The 20,975-nt window shown below is 63.2% G+C and carries 22 protein-coding genes; 17 read left to right on the forward strand and 5 right to left on the reverse strand.

Translation table 11 applies throughout. The annotated features are described in order from the left end of the window. Positions 1-5 precede the first annotated feature (5 nt). Positions 6-1,073 (reverse strand): ABC transporter substrate-binding protein, encoded by a 1,068-nt coding sequence (locus ACQKRQ_RS13750; RefSeq protein ID WP_427477542.1) that lies wholly within the window; start codon positions 1,071-1,073, stop codon positions 6-8. A gap of 291 nt (positions 1,074-1,364) precedes the next feature. Here ACQKRQ_RS13750 and ACQKRQ_RS13755 point away from each other — a divergent pair, with 291 nt between their 5' ends. The 9 genes from ACQKRQ_RS13755 to ACQKRQ_RS13795 all read left to right on the forward strand — a co-directional run bounded on the left by ACQKRQ_RS13755 (position 1,365) and on the right by ACQKRQ_RS13795 (position 11,108). After that, positions 1,365-2,855: an MFS transporter gene (locus tag ACQKRQ_RS13755; protein WP_427477544.1), complete on the forward strand. Its 1,491-nt coding sequence runs from the start codon at positions 1,365-1,367 to the stop codon at positions 2,853-2,855. Continuing rightward, a complete protein-coding gene (gene soxC / locus ACQKRQ_RS13760) occupies positions 2,855-4,132 on the forward strand; it encodes a sulfite dehydrogenase (protein ID WP_427477546.1) in 1,278 nt (425 codons plus the stop codon). Before ACQKRQ_RS13755 ends, soxC begins: the two co-directional genes overlap by 1 nt. Continuing rightward, positions 4,125-4,703, forward strand: coding sequence for a c-type cytochrome (locus ACQKRQ_RS13765; RefSeq protein WP_427477548.1), 579 nt, complete (start codon positions 4,125-4,127; stop codon positions 4,701-4,703). Before soxC ends, ACQKRQ_RS13765 begins: the two co-directional genes overlap by 8 nt. A gap of 184 nt (positions 4,704-4,887) precedes the next feature. Then, on the forward strand, positions 4,888-5,796 hold the full coding sequence (locus ACQKRQ_RS13770; RefSeq protein ID WP_427477550.1) for a TauD/TfdA dioxygenase family protein: 909 nt from the start codon (positions 4,888-4,890) through the stop codon (positions 5,794-5,796). A 69-nt stretch (positions 5,797-5,865) separates the two neighbouring features. Further along, the gene (locus ACQKRQ_RS13775) at positions 5,866-6,918 is read left to right on the forward strand and encodes an ABC transporter substrate-binding protein (RefSeq protein WP_132374451.1); all 1,053 of its coding nucleotides are present in this window, start codon (positions 5,866-5,868) and stop codon (positions 6,916-6,918) included. A gap of 70 nt (positions 6,919-6,988) precedes the next feature. Then, a complete protein-coding gene (locus ACQKRQ_RS13780) occupies positions 6,989-7,819 on the forward strand; it encodes an ABC transporter ATP-binding protein (RefSeq protein ID WP_427477552.1) in 831 nt (276 codons plus the stop codon). Beyond that, complete coding sequence (locus ACQKRQ_RS13785) at positions 7,816-8,694, forward strand: ABC transporter permease (protein WP_408176700.1); 879 nt, start codon at positions 7,816-7,818, stop codon at positions 8,692-8,694. The genes ACQKRQ_RS13780 and ACQKRQ_RS13785 overlap by 4 nt, the downstream gene beginning before the upstream one ends. Before the next feature lie 327 nt (positions 8,695-9,021). Then, positions 9,022-10,428 carry a selenium-binding protein SBP56-related protein gene (locus tag ACQKRQ_RS13790; RefSeq protein WP_427477555.1) on the forward strand — a complete coding sequence of 469 codons (1,407 nt, stop codon included), beginning with the start codon at positions 9,022-9,024 and terminating at the stop codon, positions 10,426-10,428. Then, positions 10,425-11,108, forward strand: a complete 684-nt coding sequence (locus tag ACQKRQ_RS13795) for a hypothetical protein (RefSeq protein WP_427477557.1) — start codon at positions 10,425-10,427, stop codon at positions 11,106-11,108. The genes ACQKRQ_RS13790 and ACQKRQ_RS13795 overlap by 4 nt, the downstream gene beginning before the upstream one ends. Before the next feature lie 83 nt (positions 11,109-11,191). Here ACQKRQ_RS13795 and ACQKRQ_RS13800 read toward each other — a convergent pair whose 3' ends face one another. After that, positions 11,192-12,532, reverse strand: a complete 1,341-nt coding sequence (locus ACQKRQ_RS13800; RefSeq protein ID WP_427477559.1) for an epoxide hydrolase family protein — start codon at positions 12,530-12,532, stop codon at positions 11,192-11,194. A 160-nt stretch (positions 12,533-12,692) separates the two neighbouring features. Between ACQKRQ_RS13800 and ACQKRQ_RS13805 the strand changes: the two genes are divergently transcribed. Beyond that, positions 12,693-13,643 (forward strand): GlxA family transcriptional regulator, encoded by a 951-nt coding sequence (locus tag ACQKRQ_RS13805; protein WP_427477560.1) that lies wholly within the window; start codon positions 12,693-12,695, stop codon positions 13,641-13,643. 36 nt (positions 13,644-13,679) lie between these two features. On the opposite strand, the gene ACQKRQ_RS13810 is transcribed toward ACQKRQ_RS13805, so the two are convergent. The 3 genes from ACQKRQ_RS13810 to ACQKRQ_RS13820 form a co-directional block, all read right to left on the reverse strand. After that, positions 13,680-14,060, reverse strand: coding sequence for a DUF1090 domain-containing protein (locus tag ACQKRQ_RS13810; protein ID WP_427477562.1), 381 nt, complete (start codon positions 14,058-14,060; stop codon positions 13,680-13,682). Positions 14,061-14,380: 320 nt separating this feature from the next. Then, positions 14,381-14,830: an ester cyclase gene (locus ACQKRQ_RS13815; RefSeq protein ID WP_132374457.1), complete on the reverse strand. Its 450-nt coding sequence runs from the start codon at positions 14,828-14,830 to the stop codon at positions 14,381-14,383. A 10-nt stretch (positions 14,831-14,840) separates the two neighbouring features. Further along, on the reverse strand, positions 14,841-15,098 hold the full coding sequence (locus tag ACQKRQ_RS13820) for a hypothetical protein (protein ID WP_427477564.1): 258 nt from the start codon (positions 15,096-15,098) through the stop codon (positions 14,841-14,843). 295 nt (positions 15,099-15,393) lie between these two features. Between ACQKRQ_RS13820 and ACQKRQ_RS13825 the strand changes: the two genes are divergently transcribed. From ACQKRQ_RS13825 to tssE, 7 genes are all read left to right on the forward strand, one after another. After that, entirely contained in the window at positions 15,394-16,026 is a 633-nt protein-coding gene (locus tag ACQKRQ_RS13825) for a superoxide dismutase (RefSeq protein WP_243658258.1), read from the forward strand. 51 nt (positions 16,027-16,077) lie between these two features. After that, positions 16,078-16,581: a DUF3455 domain-containing protein gene (locus ACQKRQ_RS13830; RefSeq protein ID WP_132374460.1), complete on the forward strand. Its 504-nt coding sequence runs from the start codon at positions 16,078-16,080 to the stop codon at positions 16,579-16,581. A 159-nt stretch (positions 16,582-16,740) separates the two neighbouring features. After that, the gene (gene tssA, locus ACQKRQ_RS13835) at positions 16,741-17,784 is read left to right on the forward strand and encodes a type VI secretion system protein TssA (protein WP_427477566.1); all 1,044 of its coding nucleotides are present in this window, start codon (positions 16,741-16,743) and stop codon (positions 17,782-17,784) included. Between the two features lie 47 nt (positions 17,785-17,831). After that, positions 17,832-18,353 (forward strand): type VI secretion system contractile sheath small subunit, encoded by a 522-nt coding sequence (gene tssB / locus ACQKRQ_RS13840; RefSeq protein ID WP_132374462.1) that lies wholly within the window; start codon positions 17,832-17,834, stop codon positions 18,351-18,353. Between the two features lie 10 nt (positions 18,354-18,363). Further along, on the forward strand, positions 18,364-19,881 hold the full coding sequence (gene tssC, locus ACQKRQ_RS13845; RefSeq protein ID WP_427477569.1) for a type VI secretion system contractile sheath large subunit: 1,518 nt from the start codon (positions 18,364-18,366) through the stop codon (positions 19,879-19,881). A gap of 53 nt (positions 19,882-19,934) precedes the next feature. Then, positions 19,935-20,426: an Hcp family type VI secretion system effector gene (locus ACQKRQ_RS13850; RefSeq protein ID WP_132374464.1), complete on the forward strand. Its 492-nt coding sequence runs from the start codon at positions 19,935-19,937 to the stop codon at positions 20,424-20,426. Positions 20,427-20,432: 6 nt separating this feature from the next. Beyond that, on the forward strand, positions 20,433-20,939 hold the full coding sequence (gene tssE / locus ACQKRQ_RS13855) for a type VI secretion system baseplate subunit TssE (RefSeq protein ID WP_408176715.1): 507 nt from the start codon (positions 20,433-20,435) through the stop codon (positions 20,937-20,939). Positions 20,940-20,975: the final 36 nt, after the last annotated feature.

Raw genomic sequence — 20,975 nt, forward strand, 5'->3', positions numbered from 1 at the left:
GTGGATTAGCTGAGCGGTTTGCCCGTAGCGTCGTAACGCGTCCAGTAGTGGTCGAGCTTTTGCGTGCGCAGCGCATTGTCGAGATATTTCGTTTCGAACCAGCCATCGACCTCGACCGGCTGGCGGATCAGTTTGAGGTTCAGCGCATCCGTCGCGACGGCTTTGTAGCGACCCACGATGAACGGATCGATCAACGGTGAGTTGCGATCCTTCAGCTTCTGATTGGCGAACTCGGCCTGCCACGACGAATAGGGCACACCGCTTTTGGCCCATAGCTTGAAGAGGGCATCGCGGTTCGCTTCGTCGGAGGACCATTGCGCGCCTTGCACGAACACGTTGACGACACGCTGCACGATGTCCGGATGCGCATGATCGAAGTCGTCGACCACAAGCAGGTGCGACTGCCGCGTGAATTGCGGACCGTCGTTCTGCGATTCGTAGACCACCTTCGCAAGGCCCTGATCGCGCAGCTTGTAGACGTGGTAATCGTTGACCGATGCGTCGATGCCCTTGGAGGCGAGCGCCGCGAGCGAACTTGCAGTGTCCAGATTGATCACGCGCAGATCGCGCTCGTTCAACTGATTCGCGGCGAGCGCGTTGTCGGCGACGAGCTGCAGATTGGTGCCGCGGAAGATCGACACGCGCCGGCCTTTCAGGTCCTTGATCGAACGCACATCCGAATCGGCCGGCACCGCGACCTTGATGCCGGTGCGCACGCCCGAGGCGAGCAGCAAGTGCGTTTTCAGGCCATTGGCGCGGGCGAGCACCGCCGGGAGATCGCCCTGGAAAGCGAAGTCGAGTGATTTGTCGGCGATCGCTTCATTGACCGCCGGGCCCGCGCCCTTGAAGAACAGCCACTCGACCTTGATGCCGTCGGCGGCGAATTCCTTTTCGAGCGACTGCTGCAATTGCACGGTCGCCGCCGGCGAGCCGCCGAAGGAGGGCGGATCGCCCGTGCCTTGCTGCGCGACGCCGATGCGGATCACCGCGGGCTTGTCGGCATAGGCGTGAGCCGCGGCAAGCGAGAGGGTCGCCACGGCGACGAAAGACTTCAGCAGACGGAAATAGCGCATGCGCAAATACCAATCGAGGAGTGGGAGCGGGCGTAAAAGCTCGGGTTGGCGGATAACCGGCGCGCCGGCCGCCGGAACTACACGTTAGATTCGCGTGTGCTCGAATCCAACCAATCATTGCAGATAAGAAAATCTGCAGAAGTGCGAACCGTGCGGTGAGCAGCGCCACTGCGTGGCGCGCCATGAAGCCAGCGCGGAAATCCCGATTTGCATAGTTGAATTCGTCGTTTTGCCGGCGTGAATCGCATGGCTACCATGCAACGCTTCAGCCATTCATGCGAAGCCCGGATCATGTCCACTGTTGCTTTTCCGTCGACCGCCGTCGACACTCAAACGCCCGCCGACAGCGCGGTGCGGCCCGCTGTCATCCGTAGCGCGCAAGACGTTTCGCGCATCGTCAACGCCGGCGCCGCGAAGGGCAGCAATGCGCGCATCGTGATTGCCATCGCGCTCGGCGGTGTCTTTCTGGATGCTTACGATCTGACCTCGCTTGCTTATGGGATCAAGGACATCGCGCGTCAGTTCTCGCTGTCGCCGGTGCAGGTGGGTTTCGTTTCATCGGCCATTACCTTCGGCGCGATTCTCGGCGCGCTGTTCGGCGGTTATCTGACGGATCGCATCGGCCGCTATCGTGTGTTCATGGCCGACATGCTGTTCTTCGTGGTCGCCGCGATCGCGGCCGGTCTCGCGCCGAATGCGTGGGTGCTCGGCGGCGCGCGGTTTCTGATGGGTTTCGGCGTCGGTCTCGATCTGCCGGTGGCGATGGCGTTTCTCGCGGAGTTCTCGCGCGTGGCGGGCAAGGGCAACAAGGCGGCCAGCGTCGCCGCGTGGTGCCCGGCGTGGTATGCGGCCACGAGTACCTGCTATCTGCTGATCCTCGGCCTCTACGCGATTTTGCCCGAGCATCAGCTTGGCTGGCTGTGGCGTCTGACGCTGGCCTTCGGCGCCGTGCCCGCCATCGCGATCATTCTCGTGCGCAGCCGTTATATCAGCGAATCGCCGGTGTGGGCCGCGAATCAGGGCAATCTCGACGAAGCCGCCCGCATCCTGAAACGCTCGTATGGCGTGGATGCTGTGGTCGAGAAAAGCGACACGCCGGTTAAAACGCCGCGTGCCGCTTCATGGCGCAACTACGGTGTGCTCTTCAACGCAACGTATCGCCGCCGCACGATTCTCGCCGCGGTGATCGGCAGTGCTTCCTCGTTCGGCTACAACGCGATCATCTTCGGCTTGCCGGTGATCATCACCAGCTTCTTCCAGCAGGGGCCGCTCACGACGATCATCGCCGCGCTGGCGCTGAATCTGGCGTTCGCATTCGTCGGCGGCCTGATCGGCGTGCGCACCGCGCCGACGGTCGGCGCATGGAAAATGACGGTGCTCGGACACGCGCTGCAGTTCGCCTCGCTGATCGGCCTCGCGCTGATCGGCAAACCGGGCAGCGGCGCGCTCGTCGTGGTGGCGATCCTGCTGCTCGGCGGCTATCTGTTCGGGCAAGGTTTCGGACCGGGCTCTCATTCGATGACGTATGCGTCGCTGAGCTATCCCACCTCATTGCGCGGGATCGGCGTGGGTTTCAATCAGACGCTGGTGCGCTCCGCCTCGACGGTTTCGCTGTTTCTCTTTCCGGTGCTGGCCGCCGCGCTCGGCACGAAGGTGTTCTGGCTGATCGCGATCGCGCCGCTGAGTTCGCTGCTCACGTTGCTGGTGATTCGGTGGGAGCCGTCGGGCTATGACATCGACGGCGAGGATTACGCGGAGCCAGCCGTGACGGGAACGCGATAATGCCTGCGCGTATCGCTCAACCGGATACGCCGCCGTCGCGCGGTCGCCGTCGCGTGCTCGGCCGTTTGGCACTCGGCAGCCTCGTTGCTTCGCAAGCCGCGGCAGCGAGCGAATTGCTCAAGCCGCTCGAGGTCGCGCCGTCGAGCCGCGTGCCCGGCGCGCCCATACTCGAGCATCCGTACGGCGTGCCGTCGCCGCATGAGGCGGATGTCGTGCGGCGCAGCGCACGCGCATGGCCGCTGCCCGGCGCGGCTTCGTCGATGACCCCGCTCGCCGATTTGCACGGCACGCTCACGCCCAACGGTCTCGTCTACGAACGTCATCACGGCGGCGTGCCCGATATCGATCCCGATCAGCACAGGCTGGCGATTCACGGACTCGTGCGGACGCCGAAACTGTTCGCGATGGACGACCTGCTGCGCCTGCCATCGGAATCGCGGATTCATTTTCTCGAATGTTCCGGGAATACCGGCAATGAATGGAACGGGCCCAGCGGCATGCCCGTGCAACTCACACACGGTCTGCTGTCGTGTTGCGAATGGACCGGCGTGCGCCTTTCCACCTTGCTGGAAGAGGTCGGCGGTGTATCGGTGTCCGGCAACGGAACACAGGGCGGCTGGTTACTCGCGGAAGGCGCCGACGCCTCTGCAATGACCCGCAGTTTGCCGCTCGAACGGATACTCGATCGCGCGCTCGTGGTGTATGCGCAAAACGGCGAACGCTTGCGTCCGGAGAATGGTTATCCGTTGCGTCTGATCGTCCCCGGCTTCGAGGGCAATACCAACGTCAAGTGGCTGCGTCGGCTGAAGGTGGTCGACGCACCGCTGCAAACGCGCGAGGAAACCTCGAAGTACACCAGCCTGCTCGCGAACGGCATCGCGCGTCAGTTCGCGTTCGAGATGGACGCGAAGTCGGTGATCACGCGGCCGTCACCGGGGCATCGGCTCACCACGCACGGTTATTACCCGATCACCGGTCTGGCCTGGTCCGGGCGCGGCACGGTCCGCAAGGTCGAGGTCTCGACCGATGGCGGGACGACGTGGCGCGCCGCGCGTCTCGTCGGCGCGATCCATGATCGCGCGTTGACGCGCTTCGAGGCGGACTGGCGGTGGGACGGCGGCGCCGCCGCGATTCTGTCGCGCGCCACGGATTCGACCGGTTATGTGCAGCCGACGCGCGCCGAACTCGTCGCCGCGCGCGGGCTGAATTCGCAGTACCACTACAACGCGATTCAGCAGTGGCGCGTGGACGCAAGCGGCGAGGTGCGGAATGCGTGAGAGGCTTTCGCGATACACGCTTGCGCGTGCGGCGCTGGCCGTGCTGCTGGCCCTGACGGCGCTGACGTCGTGTTCATCGGTGACGCCGGGCGCGCGCAGCGCTGATGCGAGTCACGACATCGGCACGCCGCTTACCGGGCAAGACCTCGCCGCATGGAACATCGACATCGCGCCGAATGGCCGCGGCCTGCCGGCGGGCAGCGGCGACGTCGCCACGGGCGCGCACATCTTTGCCGAGAAATGCGCGGCCTGTCACGGCGCGCAGGGCCAAGGCGGTCTCGGCGATCAGCTCATAGGCGGGCAGGGCACGTTGACGAGCGCAAAGCCGAAGCGCACGGTGGGCAGCTATTGGCCGTACGCGACCACGCTGTTCGACTATATCCGCCGCGCGATGCCCTACAACGCGCCCGAATCGCTTTCCGCCGACGAGGTGTACGCGGTGAGCGCATTCCTGCTCAACCAGAACGGCATCGTGCCGGCGAATACGCGGCTCGACGCGGCGTCGCTGCCGCGCGTGGTCATGCCTAATCGCGATGGTTTCGTCGCCGATCCACGTCCTGGGCGACTTTAAAGGCTCGGTGTATGGATGCATCCAGAGGCGATCAACTGCCCGGAACGCGTTAAAGCATCGGGTTTATCACTCCAGCAGATAACAGTATCGGATTTGCTTCGTTGTCGGCGCGCGCCCGCGCCGGTAAATTCGTCTGACTGCGCCCTAGCCGGCGTTTCCGAACAGATTCGACGAAGAGTTTCCTGTGACGACTGCCTTTGCACCTACCGCCGCCAGCGAGACTGGCCGCGTTCATCAAGCCCAGCCCATCGAAATTCGCGCTTTCGACGGCCCCGTCGGTGCGGAAGTGCTGGGCCTCGATCTCGGCCAGCCGCTGAGCGACGACGATTTCCGCCGCATTCACCGCGCGCATCTGGATCGTCACGTGCTGGTGTTTCGCGACCAACGCATCACACCGGATCAGCAGATCGCCTTCAGCCGCCGCTTCGGTCCGCTGCAGATTCATGTGCTGCATCAGTTCCAGCTGATTGGCTATCCGGAGGTGCTGGTCGTCTCGAACATCGTCGAGAACGGCCAGCCGATCGGTCTCGGCGATGCCGGTCACTACTGGCATTCCGACCTGTCGTACAAGGAGAAGCCGAGCCTCGGCTCGCTGCTGCACGCGCAGGAACTGCCGGCAGAAGGCGGCGACACGCTGTTCGCCAACATGCATCTGGCGTACGAGACGCTGCCCGCGCATTTGCGCGCCGCGGTGGAAGGGCGTTCGGCGGAGCACACGTATCTCGCGAAATACGCCGAGCTGCAAAAGCGCAGCCCGTGGCGCCCGAATCTCTCCGCCGAGCAGATCGCGCAGGTGAAGCCGGTCGTGCATCCGATCGTGCGCACGCATCCGGAGACCGGACGCAAGGCGCTCTTTGTCGGCGAGCATTTCACGACCCGCGTGATCGGCTTGCCCGAAGACGAGAGCAAGCAGTTGCTCGACGAAATATTCGCGCATAGCGTGCGCCCCGAGCATCTGTACCGCCATCAGTGGGCCGAACACGACATGGTGTTCTGGGACAACCGCTCATTGATGCATCTCGCGGCCGGCACGCCGGATCATCTGCGCCGCAAACTGTATCGCACGACGATTGAAGGCGACGTGCCGTTCTGACGGCGACGTGGCCCGCTTGGACCACTGCTTTTACCAAAACTACACGCTCACACGCTGACCGGAGTTCCGATGCTCGCCATGTTTCGCCCGACCGCCGCGCGGTCGTCTTTCGCTCGCCGTTTGACCGCGACGCTGCTGACTCTGTCGACGGCTGCGGCCGGTCTCGGCGCAGCCATGCCCGCGCATGCCGAAGGGCAGATTCGCGTGGCCGAGCAGTTCGGCATCGTCTATCTGCTGCTGAACGTGGCGCGCGATCAGCAGTTCGTCGAGAAGGAAGGGCGTAAGCAGGGGCTCGATATCAAGGTCGACTGGGTGAAGCTCTCGGGCGGGGCCGCCGTCAACGACGCGCTGCTCTCCGGCGCGGTGGATATCGCCGGCGCGGGCGTGGGCCCGTTGCTCACGATCTGGGATCGTACGCATGGCAAGCAGAACGTGAAGGGCGTGGCGTCGCTCGGTAATCTGCCGTATTACCTCATCAGCAACAATCCCGACGTCAAGACGATTGCCGACTTCAGCGAGAAGGACCGCATCGCGGTGCCGGCCGTCAACGTGTCGGTGCAATCGCGCGTGCTGCAATATGCGGCGGCGAAACGTTGGGGCGACAAGGATTACAACCGCCTCGACAAGTTCACGCAGGCTTTGCCGCATCCCGACGCGGCCGCGGCGATCATCGCGGGCGGCACGGAAATCACCGGACACTTCGGCAATCCGCCGTTTCAGGAGCAGGAACTGGCGGGCAATCCGAAGGCGCACATCGTGCTGAATTCATACGACGTGCTGGGCGGCCCGAGTTCGGCGACCGTCCTGTACGCAACGGAAAAATTCCGCGACAACAATCCGAAGACGTACCGCGCATTCGTCGACGCGCTCGCCGACGCGGCGCGCTTCATCACGGCGAATCCCGACGCCGCGGCCGATATCTATATCCGCACGAATCAGTCGAAGATCGACCGCAATCTGCTGCTGAAAGTCATCAAGGATCCGCAAGTGCAGTTCAAGGTCGCACCGCAGAACACGTTCGGACTCGCGCAATTCATGCATCGCGTCGGCGTGATCAGGAACGAACCGAAGTCCTGGAAGGATTACTTCTTCGACGACCCGGCGACCGCCACTGGAAGCTGAACATGAGTGCATACGCGAGCATCGCTGGATATCTATCGGCCCGAGTGGTCGGCTTACAGGGAGCGATCTGATGGTGGCCAATCCTACTGTGCTGTTTCCGAACCGCGCTGAAGCAACCGCGCCGGCGACCAGCGAAAAATTGCTTGCGGTCGAAAACGTCAACCTCGAATACCGCACGCGTGAGCGGATCGTGCGCGCGACCCATGACGTGAGTTTCGACGTCTACGGCGGCGACCGTTTCGTGCTGCTGGGACCGTCCGGTTGCGGCAAATCGACCCTGCTCAAGGCGGTGGCCGGCTTTATCGAGCCGACATCCGGCAGCATCTCGCTCGACGGTCAGACTATCCGAGGCCCCGGCGCCGATCGCATTGTCGTGTTTCAGGAATTCGACCAGTTGCCGCCGTGGAAGACCGTACTGCAGAACGTGGCCTTTCCGCTGCGCGTCGCGAAGAAGCTCTCGCGCGCGGAGGCCAACGAGCGGGCGCTGCATTATCTGGAGAAGGTCGGGCTTGCGTCATTTGCCAATGCTTATCCGCATACGTTGTCGGGCGGCATGAAGCAGCGCGTTGCGATTGCTCGCGCGTTGGCGATGCAGCCGCGCGTGCTGCTGATGGACGAACCCTTCGCCGCGCTCGATGCGCTGACTCGCCGCAAGATGCAGGAAGAGCTATTGCGTCTGTGGGAAGAGGTGAACTTCACACTGCTGTTCGTCACGCATTCGATCGAAGAAGCGCTGGTGGTGGGCAACCGCATTCTGCTGTTGTCGCCGCATCCGGGCCGCGTGCGTGCGGAGCTCAACAGCCATCAATTTTCGCAGGACAGTTTCGGGCGTAGCGATTTTCAGCGCAGCGTCGCGCGTATTCATCACCTGTTGTTCGAAGAGACGGAGGCCGTGCAATGAGTTCTCCCGCCACCTTGCTGCCGCCGGTTCGCGAGGAGTACGAGCGTCCGCTCGAACCGCTCGGCGAGCTCGTGCTCGAAGCCCCGCTGCCGCTCGGCAAGCGCCTCTTCGCACAGAGCTGGTTGCGCAAGACGCTGATTGCGCTGGTGTTGATCGGTATCTGGGAAATCGCCGCGCGCGCGATCGACAACGATCTGCTGCTGCCGACGTTCGGCGCGACGTTCAGTGCGTTCGTACAAGGCGTGTGGTCGGGCGAACTGCTGCAAAAAACGGCGGTGTCGATGTCCGTGCTGCTGCGCGGCTATCTGCTGGGCGCGGCGCTCGCCTTCGTGCTGACGTCGCTCGCCGTGTCGACCCGTCTGGGCCGCGATGTCCTGTCGATGCTGACCGCGATGTTCAACCCGCTGCCGTCCATCGCGCTGTTGCCGCTCGCGTTGCTCTGGTTCGGCCTCGGTACCGGAAGCCTGTTGTTCGTGCTGGTCCATTCGGTGCTTTGGCCGCTGGCGCTGAACACCTATTCCGGTTTTCAGTCGGTGCCGGCGACGCTGCGCATGACCGGCCGCAACTACGGGCTCACTGGCATGCGCCATGTGCTGCTGATTCTGGTGCCGGCGGCATTGCCGGCGATTCTGGCGGGCTTGCGGGTAGGTTGGGCGTTTGCCTGGCGTACGCTGATTGCGGCCGAACTCGTGTTCGGCGCGAGTTCCGGCAGCGGCGGTCTCGGCTGGTACATCTTCCAGAATCGCAACGAACTGTACACCGACCGCGTTTTCGCGGGCCTCGCCGCGGTGATCGTGATCGGCTTGCTGATCGAGCATCTGGTGTTCGATACACTCGAACGCGTGACCGTACGGCGCTGGGGCGTGCAGCACTGACGGCCGCAATCATGGCGCCATCTGCGCGCGCCGCAAGAACTGAACGGTTGCGCAACGATCCTGTCGAACTATCTGGTGCTGGCGACTACTTTAATGTAGAAGGCGCCAAAGTATGACGAAAGGTGCGCTGCACAAAACCTGACGAAACTCCCGGTTGCTGTCGCTGCCGCCGTGAACTACAAATCTAAGGGTGCGCCACGGTTCGCCACCATCGGGCCGTGCTTCTCATTGACACACGATGTTTCGTAACAAGGCAAGCGGCCCGTCCGTGACGGTGAATACGCAAAAGCCCTGGCCCCGAATCAGATAAACAAGGAGACTCCCGCCATGGGTATGCGCCCAGATCCCACGTTCCATGCATCACCGAAACTCGCGATGGATGCGCCCGCGGAGGAGTACGCCTACACCGTGCTTCTCAGCCCCGATTTCTCGCAGCCCGACGCGCTCGCCGTCATCGACGTGAAGCCCGGTTCGCCCACTTACAGCCAGGTGGTTCACACCGTGCCGGTGCCGTACAAGGGGGACGAATTCCATCATTTCGGCTGGAATGCCTGTTCGTCGTCGCTCTCGCCACTGACCGGCCACGCATTCCTCGAGCGACGCTATCTGATCATTCCGGGCATGCGTTCTTCACGCATTTACATCGTCGACACCCATCCGCATCCGACCCAGGCGAAGATTCACAAGATCATCGAGCCCGAGGAGATTTTCCGCAGAACGGGCTACTCGCGCCCGCACACGGTTCACTGCGGGCCGGAAGGGATTTACGTCAGCACGCTCGGCGGCGCAGGGAAAGATGGCACCGACGGGCCGCCGGGCATCTTCATCATGGACTGCGAAACGTTCGAGGTGCTCGGCCGCTGGGAGATCGACCGCGGGATGCAGGAGAAGCACTACGATTTCTGGTGGAACCTGCCGCGCGACTATATGGTGTCGAGCGAATGGGCGTTGCCGCCGCAATTCGAGAACGGCATCGTCCCCGAGGATCTGCTGTCGAACCAATACGGACACCGCATCCACTTCTGGGACTTGCGGGGCCGGCGCAACGTGCAGACGCTCGACCTCGGCGCGAACCATCAGATGGCGCTGGAAGTGCGGCCCGCGCACGATCCGAGCCGGGAGTACGGGTTCATCGGCGTCGTGGTCGATACGACGAACCTGGAAGGGTCGATCTGGACGTGGTGGCGCGAAGGGGGCGAGTTTCACATCGAGAAGACCGCCACCATTCCGCCCGAACCCGCCGCCACCGAACAGTTGCCGCCGCTGCTGCAGGGTTTCGGCGCGGTGCCGCCGCTCGTCACCGACATCGATCTCTCCATCGACGACAAATTCCTCTACGTCGCCTGTTGGGGCACCGGCGAGATGCGCCAGTACGACGTGACGGAGCCGCGCAAGCCGAAGCTCACGGGATCGGTTCACATCGGCGGGATCGTGCGGCGCACGCCGCATCCGAACGGCAAGACCTTCGCGGGTGGTCCGCAGATGGTGGAGATCAGCCGCGACGGCAAGCGGGTCTACTGGACCAACTCGCTCTATTCGACCTGGGACAACCAGTTCTATCCGGACGGCGTGCCGGGTGCGCAGGTCATGGCGCGGGCCGAACCCGACGGGGGGCTCGCGTTGGCCGACGACTATTGGGTGTCGTTTCCAGACGGATACCGGGCCCACCAGATCCGGCTCGAAGGCGGAGACTGCTCGACCGATTCGTTCTGTTACCCGTCGGTGGGCGTTTGATCGGGGGAGGCTGGTCGCAGACCGGCCTGTGGTTGGCCATTCTGGCGAGCGGTCTCTATCACGGGATCAACCCGGCGATGGGATGGCCGCTCGCCGTATCGAGCGGCTTGATGGAGCGGCGCACGCGGGCGCTGTTCAGCGCGCTCGTCTATCTTGCGGTTGGACACGTGCTGGCGGTGTTATTGGTGATGCTGCCGTTCGCCATGCTGACCATCCTGCTTGCCTGGCAGCGCGAGATCCAGATCGGCGCCAGCGTGCTCGTGATCGGCTTCGGCGTTGTCCTGCTGATCCGGCGACGCCATCCGCGTGTCCTCGTACGGATTCCGCCGTCACGGCTCGCGCTGTGGTCGTTCGCCGTTGCCATTGCGCACGGTGCGGGACTGATGCTCGTACCGATCTACCTCGGACTGTGCAGCGCTTACGACATGGATCGAGGACATCGGGCCGCGCAGACCCTGATCGAAGCGAATCTGGGGATGGCGCTGCTTGTCTCGGGTGTGCATGCGTGCGCGATGATGGTTGCCGGTGGGCTTCTGGCCTGGCTGGTCTACCGCTACCTGGGGTTGAAGTTCGTGTCGCGGAGCTGGTTCAATCTGGATGCGGTCTGGGCGTTGAGTCTTGTCCTGGTTGGCGCGCTCTCGTTGGCGCTTAATGCCGCGGTGGTCAGCGGCGAGGCGTGATCGGGCACGTGTGCGTTTCGCGAGGCCGGCTCTTGCCGCCGGTTGCCGCCGTGCATTCGCGTGCGGCGGCAGCCGGCGGGACATCATTGATATTGCCGCAGCGGTCTGAACGCCGCGCGAAGCTCCTCGGTGAAGAGTTGCGGCTGTTCCCATGCAGCGAAGTGACCGCCCTTGTTCACCTCATGGAAATAAGTGAGCTTGGGATAGGCGCGCTCGGTCCAGCTTCGCGGCGCCCGATAGATTTCGCCGGGAAAAACCGTGACGGCAACCGGAACCGATATCTCAGCGGTACGCTGTTCCACCGCATTGAAGTTGTTATTGTTGTTCTCCCAGTAAAGCCGCGCCGATGAGGTCGACGTGTTCGTGACCCAGTACAGCGTAATGTCGTCGAGCATCTCGTCCTTGGTGAGCGAGCGCTCGGGATCGCCGCCGCTATAGGTCCACGCCGCGAATTTGTCGTACATCCAGGCGGCCTGGCCCGCGGGCGAATCAGCCAGGCCGTAGCCCTCGGTTTGCGGGCGCGTGACCATCATGGCGGCATACCCGCCACCCTTTTTGTACAAGTTGGCGAGCGATTGGTACGCCGCCTTCTCCCCATTCGACAGCCCGGCCGGCGCCGGCTCGCCGCTGTTGAGCGCCTTCGCGACATCCGGCGGCACCGTCGCGGGCATGTTGACGTGAATGCCAAGCAGGCCAGCGGGAGCCTGACGCCCCATCGCATCCGCGATCACGGAACCCCAGTCGCCGCCTTGAGACACGTACTGCTTGTAGCCGAGGCGCTTCATCAGGACGTCCCACGCTCGCGCGATGTGATCGGGACCCCAGCCGACGCCCGTGGGTTTGCCGGAAAAGCCGTAGCCCGGCATTGAGGGAATGACGACATCGAAGGCGTCCTCCGCACGGCCGCCGTGAGCGGTTGGATCGGTCAGCGGACCGATGGCCTTTTCGATCTCTAGCGGCGAGCCCGGCCAGCCGTGGGTGATGATCAACGGAAGCGCGTGCGGATTGCGCGATTTCACGTGGATGAACTGGATGTCCACGCCGTCGATCGTGGTCACGAACATCGGCAAGGCATTCAGCCTGGCCTCCGCCTTGCGCCAGTCGTAGTTCGTCCCCCAGTGCTGCACCAGCGCCTGAATTCTGGCTTCCTGCACGCCTTGCGATTGATCGGCAACCGTCTCCCTGTCGGGCCACCGCGTCGCCGCAATGCGGTGGCGGAGGTCGACGAGCGTGTCGTCCGGGACATGGATGTGGAACGGGCGGATCGAGTCGTCTTCAGCTGCGACGTGCGGGCTCGCGGAAGGCTGATCCGCGGCCGAAGCCGGCTCGGTGAAGCTGAAGGCCGCGGCCACGGAAAGCGCGAGGGCGGCGGCTGAAGTGGCGAACGAGCCGCGCCGGATTGGCGCCGTCGAAACCATGGGCATGGGGATGTCTCCTTGAATAAAAGTGCTCAGTTTGCAACTGTGCACAATGTGCGTAAGACCATTGTGGTACGGATTGACGGTGGCTCAAATGACGGATAGGGTCATGATTAAGGACATCGAATTCATCGGATGTTTGACTTGACGAAGCGCGGAGGCCGCCATGCACCGGATCGGATATTTGTTGGGCGATCGTTTTCAGGTGATGGCGCTCGCGTCACAGTCGGTTTTCGAGTACGCGAACATTGCGGCGGGCGAAACTTTCTACAGCATCGAGAACTTTTCGGTAGCGGGTGGCGAGGTGCGTTCGTCGCTCGGCATGGCGGTGGGCACGCGGCCGCTTGGCGGGCGCATGGGGATCGACACGTGGATCGCCGCGGGCGTCAACAACCCGCTCACCGCGCCGCCGTCTGCCGAAGTGCTCAAGTTCCTGCGCAAGGCGGCGATGCGCGCGCGGCGCATCGCGGGCATCTGCACAGGTGGTTTCGTACTGGCCGAAGCAGGGCTGCTCGCGAACCGGCGCGCGACCACGCATTGGGCGTATGCCCGCGAGATGATGGGCCGGTTTCCGGACATCCAGCTCGACGAAGATCGCATCTACGTGGTCGACGGCCCGATCTGGACCTCGGCCGGCATGACTGCTGGACTCGATCTCGCACTCGGGATGGTCGAGAAGGACCTCGGCGCCGATATCGCGCGTTCAGTCGCGCACAAGCTGGTGATGCATCAGCGGCGCTCGGGTGGCCAGTCGCAGCATTCGGAAATGCTCGATCTCGCACCCAGGTCCGACCGCATCCAGGACGCGCTCAATTATGCGCGCAAGCATCTCAGCCGGCCGCTCACCGTCGAGGAACTCGCGAGTCAGGCGCACCTAAGCCCGCGGCAGTTCAGCCGGGTGTTCACCCTGGAGACGGGACAGTCGCCTGCCAAGGCGATCGAGGGGCTGCGGCTCGAAGCCGCGCGGTTGATGATCGAAAAGAGCCGGCACTCGCTGGAGGTGATCGCGAAAGAGACGGGGTTTCGCGATCGCCGGCATATGCGCGAAGTGTTCATGCGCGGGTTTGGCGTGCCGCCGCGGGAGATGCGGCGTGAGGCCCGGCCGGGTGAGCGATAAGACGACCACTCTGTAGACGGTGCCGAGCATGTCGGCTTACTGCGATGCTTCCAGCTGCACCCGTTCAAGCTCCGCATGCGCCTCATCGACCTTGCGTTGCCGCTCGGCGATTTTCTTCGCGCTCTTGCCGTTGGCCTTCGCTTCCTGCAGGTCGTGCTCGCGTTCAGCCAGTTTCTTTTGCGACGCGGCCACCTTGCGTTGCGCCTCGCTGCGCAGCACGGCATCCGTGCAGTTCGCATTCATTTGGGCGAGGGCGGTTTCCAGACCATCGACGCGCTTCGCATTGCCGTGCGTTTGCGCGTAGGCGATTTCTTTTTCTATCGAACTGCGCTTCGCATCGCAGCCGTTTGTTTGAGCAGAACAGACCATCGGATAGACAACCATGCCGAGCAGGAATACCTTGACCGCCGTTTTCATGAGAGACCTCACAATCGTGGTTGGTTGTTCTTCCATCGTGCGTTTTGCAGCGATGCTGGAGCCGACGTTTCAGCTTGAACAGTGACTTTTCGGCCGACCAGTCTATCCTTCTTGCACGGCTCATGGGTTTGCTTGTTGCCGGTGGCAGATTTTAGCTGGTTGATCGGACTTTGATTGCGTTACGGCGCAGTCAATCGAAGCAAAGGTCAACGTCGTCGCGTTGAATGACTGCGCCGCAAACTCAAGGTTGACATTCACGGTCGACGCCCGTTATCGGCACACGGCGACGTCGAGAGATACCGGCAGCGCCGCGTATTCGATCACACTGGCTTGATGAGTCCGAGTTGCTGCAGGGCGGTGACGCCATCGTCCAGGCCGATTTCTTCAACGATCATGCCGTCCTTGAGCCGCAACACGGTGGTGCCCGTAAAGCGCATGGTCCGGCCGGTCGCCGCAGGCAACGAGCCGACGAGGAAATCGCGGAATGCCGGACCGGTATGCGTGCCGCCACCCTCCCAACGGCCCACGACATAGTCCCCTTCGGCGATGAGATCGGCCGCGCCCCAGAAGTTGAGGTCGGGGAACGCTTCGCGGAAACCGGTCATGAAGGCCTTGATGTCTTCGCGGCCACGGCGCGGCTCGTGCAGCGAGTATTGAAGAAGCATGTCAGGAGCGGCGAGTTCGTCGACGATGCCGAGGTTGCAGGTCTTGCCCCAGAAATCGGCAAACCAGCGGCCCACGACGGCCTTGTTGTCATCTTCTTTGGACATGGTGAATTCCTCATTGACTGTGGTTGAACGAGGAAAACGCAATCGCTTCCCTCTGCCTGAACAATATGGGCGCAAGCAGTCGGCCGCCTTCCGTTTCTTGCTGCAATACTCGCGTTGCGCGCAATTCCAGCTGAGCATTGGACAGGGGACAACGGATGCGCCTATCCATCGACACGCGTGACGGCCGCAGTCGAAACGTGCGCCCCCCGGCCGTCGTAATTTTTTCGTAGGGAATCGACCATTTTTCAACGGTCGTTTTCGCTTTCATCGCATCTCCGGCTGGCGGTTTCTTCACGTGCAAGGAATAGTCAGGTAACGGCTGTTATCCCGCCGGCAGCCGCGCGAGGAGATTTCAAAGCGGCGTGGAATAGATCGCAATGACGAGGTGTTGTGTCAGCAGACCGGGTGAACTGGTCGCCCACACAACAACAGGTTCAAACATGCTCAACTCCTTCATTTCCCGGCGGCGTCTGATGGCGGCGGGGTCCATGGCCTCATTTGGCGTGCTGTTCTCGAAGCTTGCGTCCGGCGCGACCACTCCCGACGCCGAGCCCGCAGCCAGCATGGCGACGAGTGTCGTTCCGGCATTTCTCGGCTCGTCGCCGCAAACGCTGCCGCCCCTGCCATGGGCCGACAATGCGCTCGAACCGACCATTTCGGCGCGCACCATCGGCATTCATCACGGCAAGCACCACCGGGCGTATTTCGACAATCTGCACAAGCTCCTTGCTGGCACGCCGCTCGAACAGGCATCGCTCGAGCAGGTCATCATGCAGTCGCATGACCAGCCCGCGCTCGCCGACGTCTTCAACAACGCCGCGCAAGCATGGAACCACAACTTCTACTGGAACTCGCTGAGCCCGGCGCCGAGCGCGCCGAGCGCGAAGCTTCAGGCGGCGATCGTGCGCAAGTTCGGTTCCGTCGATGCGCTCGGCAAGACGCTCGTCGCGACTTCGGCCTCGCAGTTCGGCAGTGGCTGGGGGTGGCTCGTGCTCGATCGCGGGGAACTCGCGGTCGTCAAGACGAGCAACGCGGAAACGCCGTTCACGCGCGGACTCGTGCCGCTGCTCACCGTCGATGTATGGGAGCACGCGTACTACCTGGACTATCAGAACCGCCGGCCGGACTATCTCGTTGCAACGGTCTCGCGTCACCTGAACTGGGCGTTCGCCTCGGCCAATCTCGACCGTGTCTGACGAGGGGCGGTTGCAGGCTTTCATCGTATCGGGTCAACAAGGAGCATCGCCATGATTCGCTTGTCACGCAGAACGCGCCATTCGATCAGCGCCGGATGGTTGTTGGCGGTAGTCGGCACTTCAGCCGGCGCCGCGCCGATCGACCCACCCGATGCGCGAGCGCTCCTGAGCGCGACCGCATCCGGCGTGCAGATTTACTCGTGTGAATACGATGCGAAGCACACGCTCGGCTGGGTGTTCCGCAGTCCGCGCGCCACGTTGTTTGACTCCAGCGGGACCGCGGTGATCGAGCATTCGGCGGGACCGTCCTGGGAAGCCCGCGACGGCAGCCGGATCGTGGGCCATGTTCTCGCGCAGATGCCGAGCGACACGCCGAACGGCGTGCCGCAGCTCCTGCTGGAAACACGTTCGACGGGCGCGCAGGGCATGTTGAGCGAGGTGCGCTACGTGCAACGCACGATGACCGCAGGCGGCGCGGCGCCAACAGCGCCTTGCACCGTCGAACACGCGGCGGGCAACTCGCCGTACATCGCCACTTATACTTTTTTCAAGTAGCAAGCGGCGGAAGACGTTGGCCCCTCGCGCATGATGACCGGTCAAATTAATTCGGATTACTACAGTTTAAAAGTCGATGGAATAGAGAGACCGTTCGCGTGTTTTCTGAAGCAAGAGGCAAATGAACGGACCGCCTGGTTTCAACGCACAACGCAGACCATGAAAACTGAATTCATCGCTCATCAGGATTGGACGGAATGGCTGGACACGCTGTCGCATGAAGCGCCGTGCGGCCCCGATCTCGAATACGACCCGCGATTCCGCGAACTCGAGGAAGCCGTCGGCGGACGTCCTGAAGCGGAATATGGCGCCACGCTCGTCGCCGCCGTACCGCCCGACTGGGCGGCGGCGGACGCCTTGTGCGTCGAGTTGATGGCGCGCACGCGAGACCTGCGTGTGATCGCGTGGCTTGCGCGAGCGCGGCTTGCTCACGAGGGTATTGCCGGTCTCGCGGATGGCCTCGCACTCGCCGCGGCGCTTCTCGATCGCAACTGGGATCACGTCCATCCGCAACTCGACGCGAGCGACGGCAACGATCCCACCGTGCGGATCAACGCACTCGCCGCATTCGTGGATGCAGCCGGTCTGCTCGCCGCCGAGCTCATGGATTGCCGGCTCGTGCCGCACGACGTGCCTGTCACCTTGCGCGAGTGGTCGTATGCGAATGGCGAGACCGTTGCCCCCGACAACCGTGGGGTCATGAGCCTTGCGGAGATCGAAGCGGCCACGGCGTCGTCGCCGGAAGCGGCGCTGCGCGCGAAGACCGCAGCCGACATGGCGCTCGCCAACGCCGAGGCGCTCGAACGCGTGTTGACGGAGCGCGTGGGCGTGACGCAGGCGCTCGACCTGCACGCGCTCAAGACCTTGCTTCGCCGGGCGGGAGCACTGCTGGGCGGATGCCTGAAGGAGCAGGGCATAGCGGCGGAGCCAGCCGCGCCGGCGGACGATCGCGCAACCGAAACGAGATCCGCGGCGGCCGGTGACGTTATCTCGAGCCGCGCCGACGTCGCCGCGACGCTGGACCGCCTGTGCGCGTATTACGCCAGGCACGAGCCCGCGAGCCCGGTGCCGCTTCTGCTCGCACGTGCGCGCGGCCTGATCGACAAGTCGTTCGTCGATCTGCTCAAGGAACTCGCGCCGGAAGGGCTCGCGCAATTGACTCAGGTGATTGGAACGGCGGCCGCCGATTTGCCGGCCACCTGATTCGAATCGCGCCGCATCACATTGTTTTCATTGAGGAGGATCACAGGATGGCCAAGGAAAGCAGTCAGAAGTTCATTGCGCGCAATCGTGCGCCGCGCGTGCAGATCGAATACGACGTCGAAGTGTATGGCTCGGAGAAGAAGGTCAATCTGCCTTTCGTGATGGGCGTGCTGTCGGACCTGTCGGGTCAGCCGCAGGAGCCGCTGCCGCCGGTTACCGAGCGCAAGTTCGTCGAGATCGATATCGACAACTTCGACGAGCGGCTGCGCTCGATGAAGCCGCGCGTCGCGATGCACGTCGACAACACGCTGACGGGCGAAGGAAAGATCGGCGTGGACATGACCTTCGAGAGCATGGACGACTTCTCGCCGGCTGCGATCGCCCGCAAGGTCGAGCCGCTCGCGAAGCTGCTCGAGGCGCGCAGCCAGCTGCAGAACCTGCTCACCTACATGGATGGCAAGACCGACGCCGAAAAACTCGTCGGCCAGCTGCTCGAAGACCCGGCGCTGTTGAGCGCGCTCGCCGCCGCGCCCAAGCCGCAAACGAGCCAAACCGACGATTCGGAATAAAGGAGCCACCATGGCAGATACCAACCTGGAGCAATCCACGGGCACGCAGCAGCCGGCCGAGCAGCAGGTCGACGACACCAGTTCATCCGGCGAGTTTCAGAAGCTGCTGCAAAAGGCGTTTCGCCCGCGCACCGACAAGGCCCGCGAGGCCGTCGAGAACGCGGTGCGCACGCTGGCGGAGCAGGCATTGCTCGACACCCAGCGCGTGTCGGACGATGCGCTGGCGAGCATCGAATCGCTAATTGCGAAAATCGATGAAAAGCTGAGCGCGCAGATCAACGTGATCCTGCACACCGATCAATTCCAGAAGCTGGAGAGCGCATGGCGCGGCCTGCACTATCTGGTCACGAATACGGAAAGCGACGAAAGCCTGAAGCTGCGCGTAATGAACATCTCGAAGTCCGATCTGCATCGCTCGTTGCGCAAATACAAAGGCGTGGCGTGGGATCAGAGCCCGCTCTTCAAGAAGCTCTACGAAGAGGAGTACGGCCAATTCGGCGGCGAGCCATACGGCGCGCTGGTCGCGGACTACTACTTCGACAATAGCAGCCCCGATGTCGATTTTCTGACCCAGATGGGCAAGATCTCCGCGGCGGCGCATGCGCCGTTCATCGCGGGCGCGGACCCTGCGGTGATGCTGATGGATTCCTGGCAGGAGCTGGCGAATCCGCGCGATCTGACGAAGATATTCCAGACGCCCGAACACGCCGCATGGCGCTCGCTGCGCGACTCCGAGGATTCGCGCTATATCGGCCTCGCCATGCCGCGCTTTCTTGCGCGCCTGCCGTATGGGGCCAAGACGAGCCCGGTCGAGGAATTCGACTTCGAGGAAGACACCGCCGGCACCGATGCGTCCCGGTACGCGTGGTCGAACGCCGCGTACGCGATGGCGGTCAATATCAATCGCTCTTTCAAGACCTATGGCTGGTGCTCGCGCATTCGCGGCATCGAGTCGGGCGGCGCGGTGGAGAACTTGCCGGTGCATGCGTTTCCCACCGATGACGGCGGCGTCGACATGAAATGCCCGACCGAGATAGCAATCAGCGACCGGCGCGAAGCGGAATTGGCGAAGAACGGCTTCATGCCGCTGGTTCACAAGAAGAACTCGGATTTTGCGGCCTTTATCGGCGCGCAGTCGCTGAACAAGCCGATCGAATATGAAGATCCGGATGCGACCGCCAACGCGAATCTGGCCGCGCGGCTGCCTTACCTGTTCGCATGCAGCCGTTTCGCGCATTACCTCAAGTGCATCGCGCGCGACAAGGTCGGCAGCTTCAAGGAAAAGGACGATATGCAGCGCTGGCTGCAGGACTGGATTCTTCAGTACGTCGATGGCGACCCCGCGAACTCGTCCGAAGAGACCAAGGCCCGTCGTCCGCTCGCGGCGGCGGAAGTCGTGGTCGAGGAGGTCGAGGGCAATCCGGGTTACTACACGTCGAAATTCTTTCTGCGTCCGCACTATCAGCTCGAAGGGCTGACGGTGTCGCTGCGGCTCGTCTCGAAGCTGCCGTCGGCCAAAGCCGCCTGACGCACACGAGTACACGATTCTTTTCACCGCAGTCATCTACATAGGGATACACCATGGCAGTCGATATTTTTCTGGATCTGGGCACCGTCAAGGGCGAATCGCTCGATTCCACGCATAAGGACGAAATCGATGTGCTCTCGTGGAGCTGGGGTCTCTCCCAGTCGGGCACGATGCACCTCGGCACGGGCGGCGGAGGCGGCAAGGTGGCGGTCCACGATCTGTCGGTCACCAAGTACACCGACCGGGCCACGCCGTCGATCATCACGGCCTGTTCGACCGGCAAGCATTTTCCGACCGGCAAGCTCACCGTGCGCAAGGCCGGCGGCACGAAGCCGCTCGAGTACTACACGATCGAAATGGAGAAGGTGCTGGTGACGAACTACTCGACCGGCGGCTCGGATGGCGAGGACCGCTTCACCGAAACCGTGACGCTCAACTTCGAGAAGTTCCACGTGACCTATCAGCAGCAGGACCCGACCTCGGGCTCGGCGCTCGGCGGGGTCGTCGAGAGCAAGTGGAACATCCCGGCGAACGCGACGGCGTAAGCGGCTATGCGCCTGAAAAACGCCGAACGTGTGCAGCCTTCGCTGCTGGAGAGGCTGACCGATCACGAGCCCGATGCCACGCGCGAAGTGCGCGAGCATCGGTCGAGTTCGGCGCGCTCGCTGCGCCGCAGCGTCATGCGCGACCTCGGTTGGCTGCTCAATGCGCAGGGCATCGCGTCGTCGCAGGACGTCGCCCGCTATCCGGGCGTCGCGGAGTCGGTGCTGAATTTCGGCTTTTCCGACCTCGCGGGAAAGAGCGCGTCGAATGTCGATGTCGCGCGGATCGAACGCCTGATGGCCGATGCGATCCGCGCGTTCGAACCACGCATTCTGCCGGGCACGCTGCGCGTTCGCGCGATCCAGACGGGCGAAACGAGCGGCCAGCACAACGCGATTGCGTTCATCGTCGAAGGCGATCTTCACGCGCATCCCGTGCCGGAGCGTCTCTATCTGCGCACGGAACTTGACCTCGAAGCGGGCAAGGTCGACGTCTCGGAAGGAACGCGCGCGTGACCCCGCCGGCGCGTCGTTGCATCGAAGCCATACCAG

This window comes from Paraburkholderia sp. NPDC080076 (assembly GCF_050281145.1).
Classification (GTDB): domain Bacteria; phylum Pseudomonadota; class Gammaproteobacteria; order Burkholderiales; family Burkholderiaceae; genus Paraburkholderia.

What these genes read in the sequence shown, in the direction of transcription:
- ACQKRQ_RS13750 (WP_427477542.1), bottom strand. Translation starts at nt 1,073, where the DNA reads ATGCGCTATTTCCGTCTGCTGAAGTCTTTCGTCGCCGTGGCGACCCTC.
- soxC (WP_427477546.1), top strand. Translation starts at nt 2,855, where the DNA reads ATGCCTGCGCGTATCGCTCAACCGGATACGCCGCCGTCGCGCGGTCGC.
- ACQKRQ_RS13820 (WP_427477564.1), bottom strand. Translation starts at nt 15,098, where the DNA reads ATGAAAGCGAAAACGACCGTTGAAAAATGGTCGATTCCCTACGAAAAA.
- tssC (WP_427477569.1), top strand. Translation starts at nt 18,364, where the DNA reads ATGGCAGATACCAACCTGGAGCAATCCACGGGCACGCAGCAGCCGGCC.
- ACQKRQ_RS13825 (WP_243658258.1), top strand. Translation starts at nt 15,394, where the DNA reads ATGGCGACGAGTGTCGTTCCGGCATTTCTCGGCTCGTCGCCGCAAACG.
- ACQKRQ_RS13800 (WP_427477559.1), bottom strand. Translation starts at nt 12,532, where the DNA reads ATGCCCATGGTTTCGACGGCGCCAATCCGGCGCGGCTCGTTCGCCACT.
- ACQKRQ_RS13830 (WP_132374460.1), top strand. Translation starts at nt 16,078, where the DNA reads ATGATTCGCTTGTCACGCAGAACGCGCCATTCGATCAGCGCCGGATGG.
- ACQKRQ_RS13765 (WP_427477548.1), top strand. Translation starts at nt 4,125, where the DNA reads ATGCGTGAGAGGCTTTCGCGATACACGCTTGCGCGTGCGGCGCTGGCC.
- ACQKRQ_RS13755 (WP_427477544.1), top strand. Translation starts at nt 1,365, where the DNA reads ATGTCCACTGTTGCTTTTCCGTCGACCGCCGTCGACACTCAAACGCCC.
- ACQKRQ_RS13805 (WP_427477560.1), top strand. Translation starts at nt 12,693, where the DNA reads ATGCACCGGATCGGATATTTGTTGGGCGATCGTTTTCAGGTGATGGCG.
- tssE (WP_408176715.1), top strand. Translation starts at nt 20,433, where the DNA reads ATGCGCCTGAAAAACGCCGAACGTGTGCAGCCTTCGCTGCTGGAGAGG.
- tssB (WP_132374462.1), top strand. Translation starts at nt 17,832, where the DNA reads ATGGCCAAGGAAAGCAGTCAGAAGTTCATTGCGCGCAATCGTGCGCCG.
- ACQKRQ_RS13790 (WP_427477555.1), top strand. Translation starts at nt 9,022, where the DNA reads ATGGGTATGCGCCCAGATCCCACGTTCCATGCATCACCGAAACTCGCG.
- ACQKRQ_RS13775 (WP_132374451.1), top strand. Translation starts at nt 5,866, where the DNA reads ATGCTCGCCATGTTTCGCCCGACCGCCGCGCGGTCGTCTTTCGCTCGC.
- ACQKRQ_RS13780 (WP_427477552.1), top strand. Translation starts at nt 6,989, where the DNA reads ATGGTGGCCAATCCTACTGTGCTGTTTCCGAACCGCGCTGAAGCAACC.
- ACQKRQ_RS13785 (WP_408176700.1), top strand. Translation starts at nt 7,816, where the DNA reads ATGAGTTCTCCCGCCACCTTGCTGCCGCCGGTTCGCGAGGAGTACGAG.
- ACQKRQ_RS13810 (WP_427477562.1), bottom strand. Translation starts at nt 14,060, where the DNA reads ATGAAAACGGCGGTCAAGGTATTCCTGCTCGGCATGGTTGTCTATCCG.
- tssA (WP_427477566.1), top strand. Translation starts at nt 16,741, where the DNA reads ATGAAAACTGAATTCATCGCTCATCAGGATTGGACGGAATGGCTGGAC.
- ACQKRQ_RS13815 (WP_132374457.1), bottom strand. Translation starts at nt 14,830, where the DNA reads ATGTCCAAAGAAGATGACAACAAGGCCGTCGTGGGCCGCTGGTTTGCC.
- ACQKRQ_RS13850 (WP_132374464.1), top strand. Translation starts at nt 19,935, where the DNA reads ATGGCAGTCGATATTTTTCTGGATCTGGGCACCGTCAAGGGCGAATCG.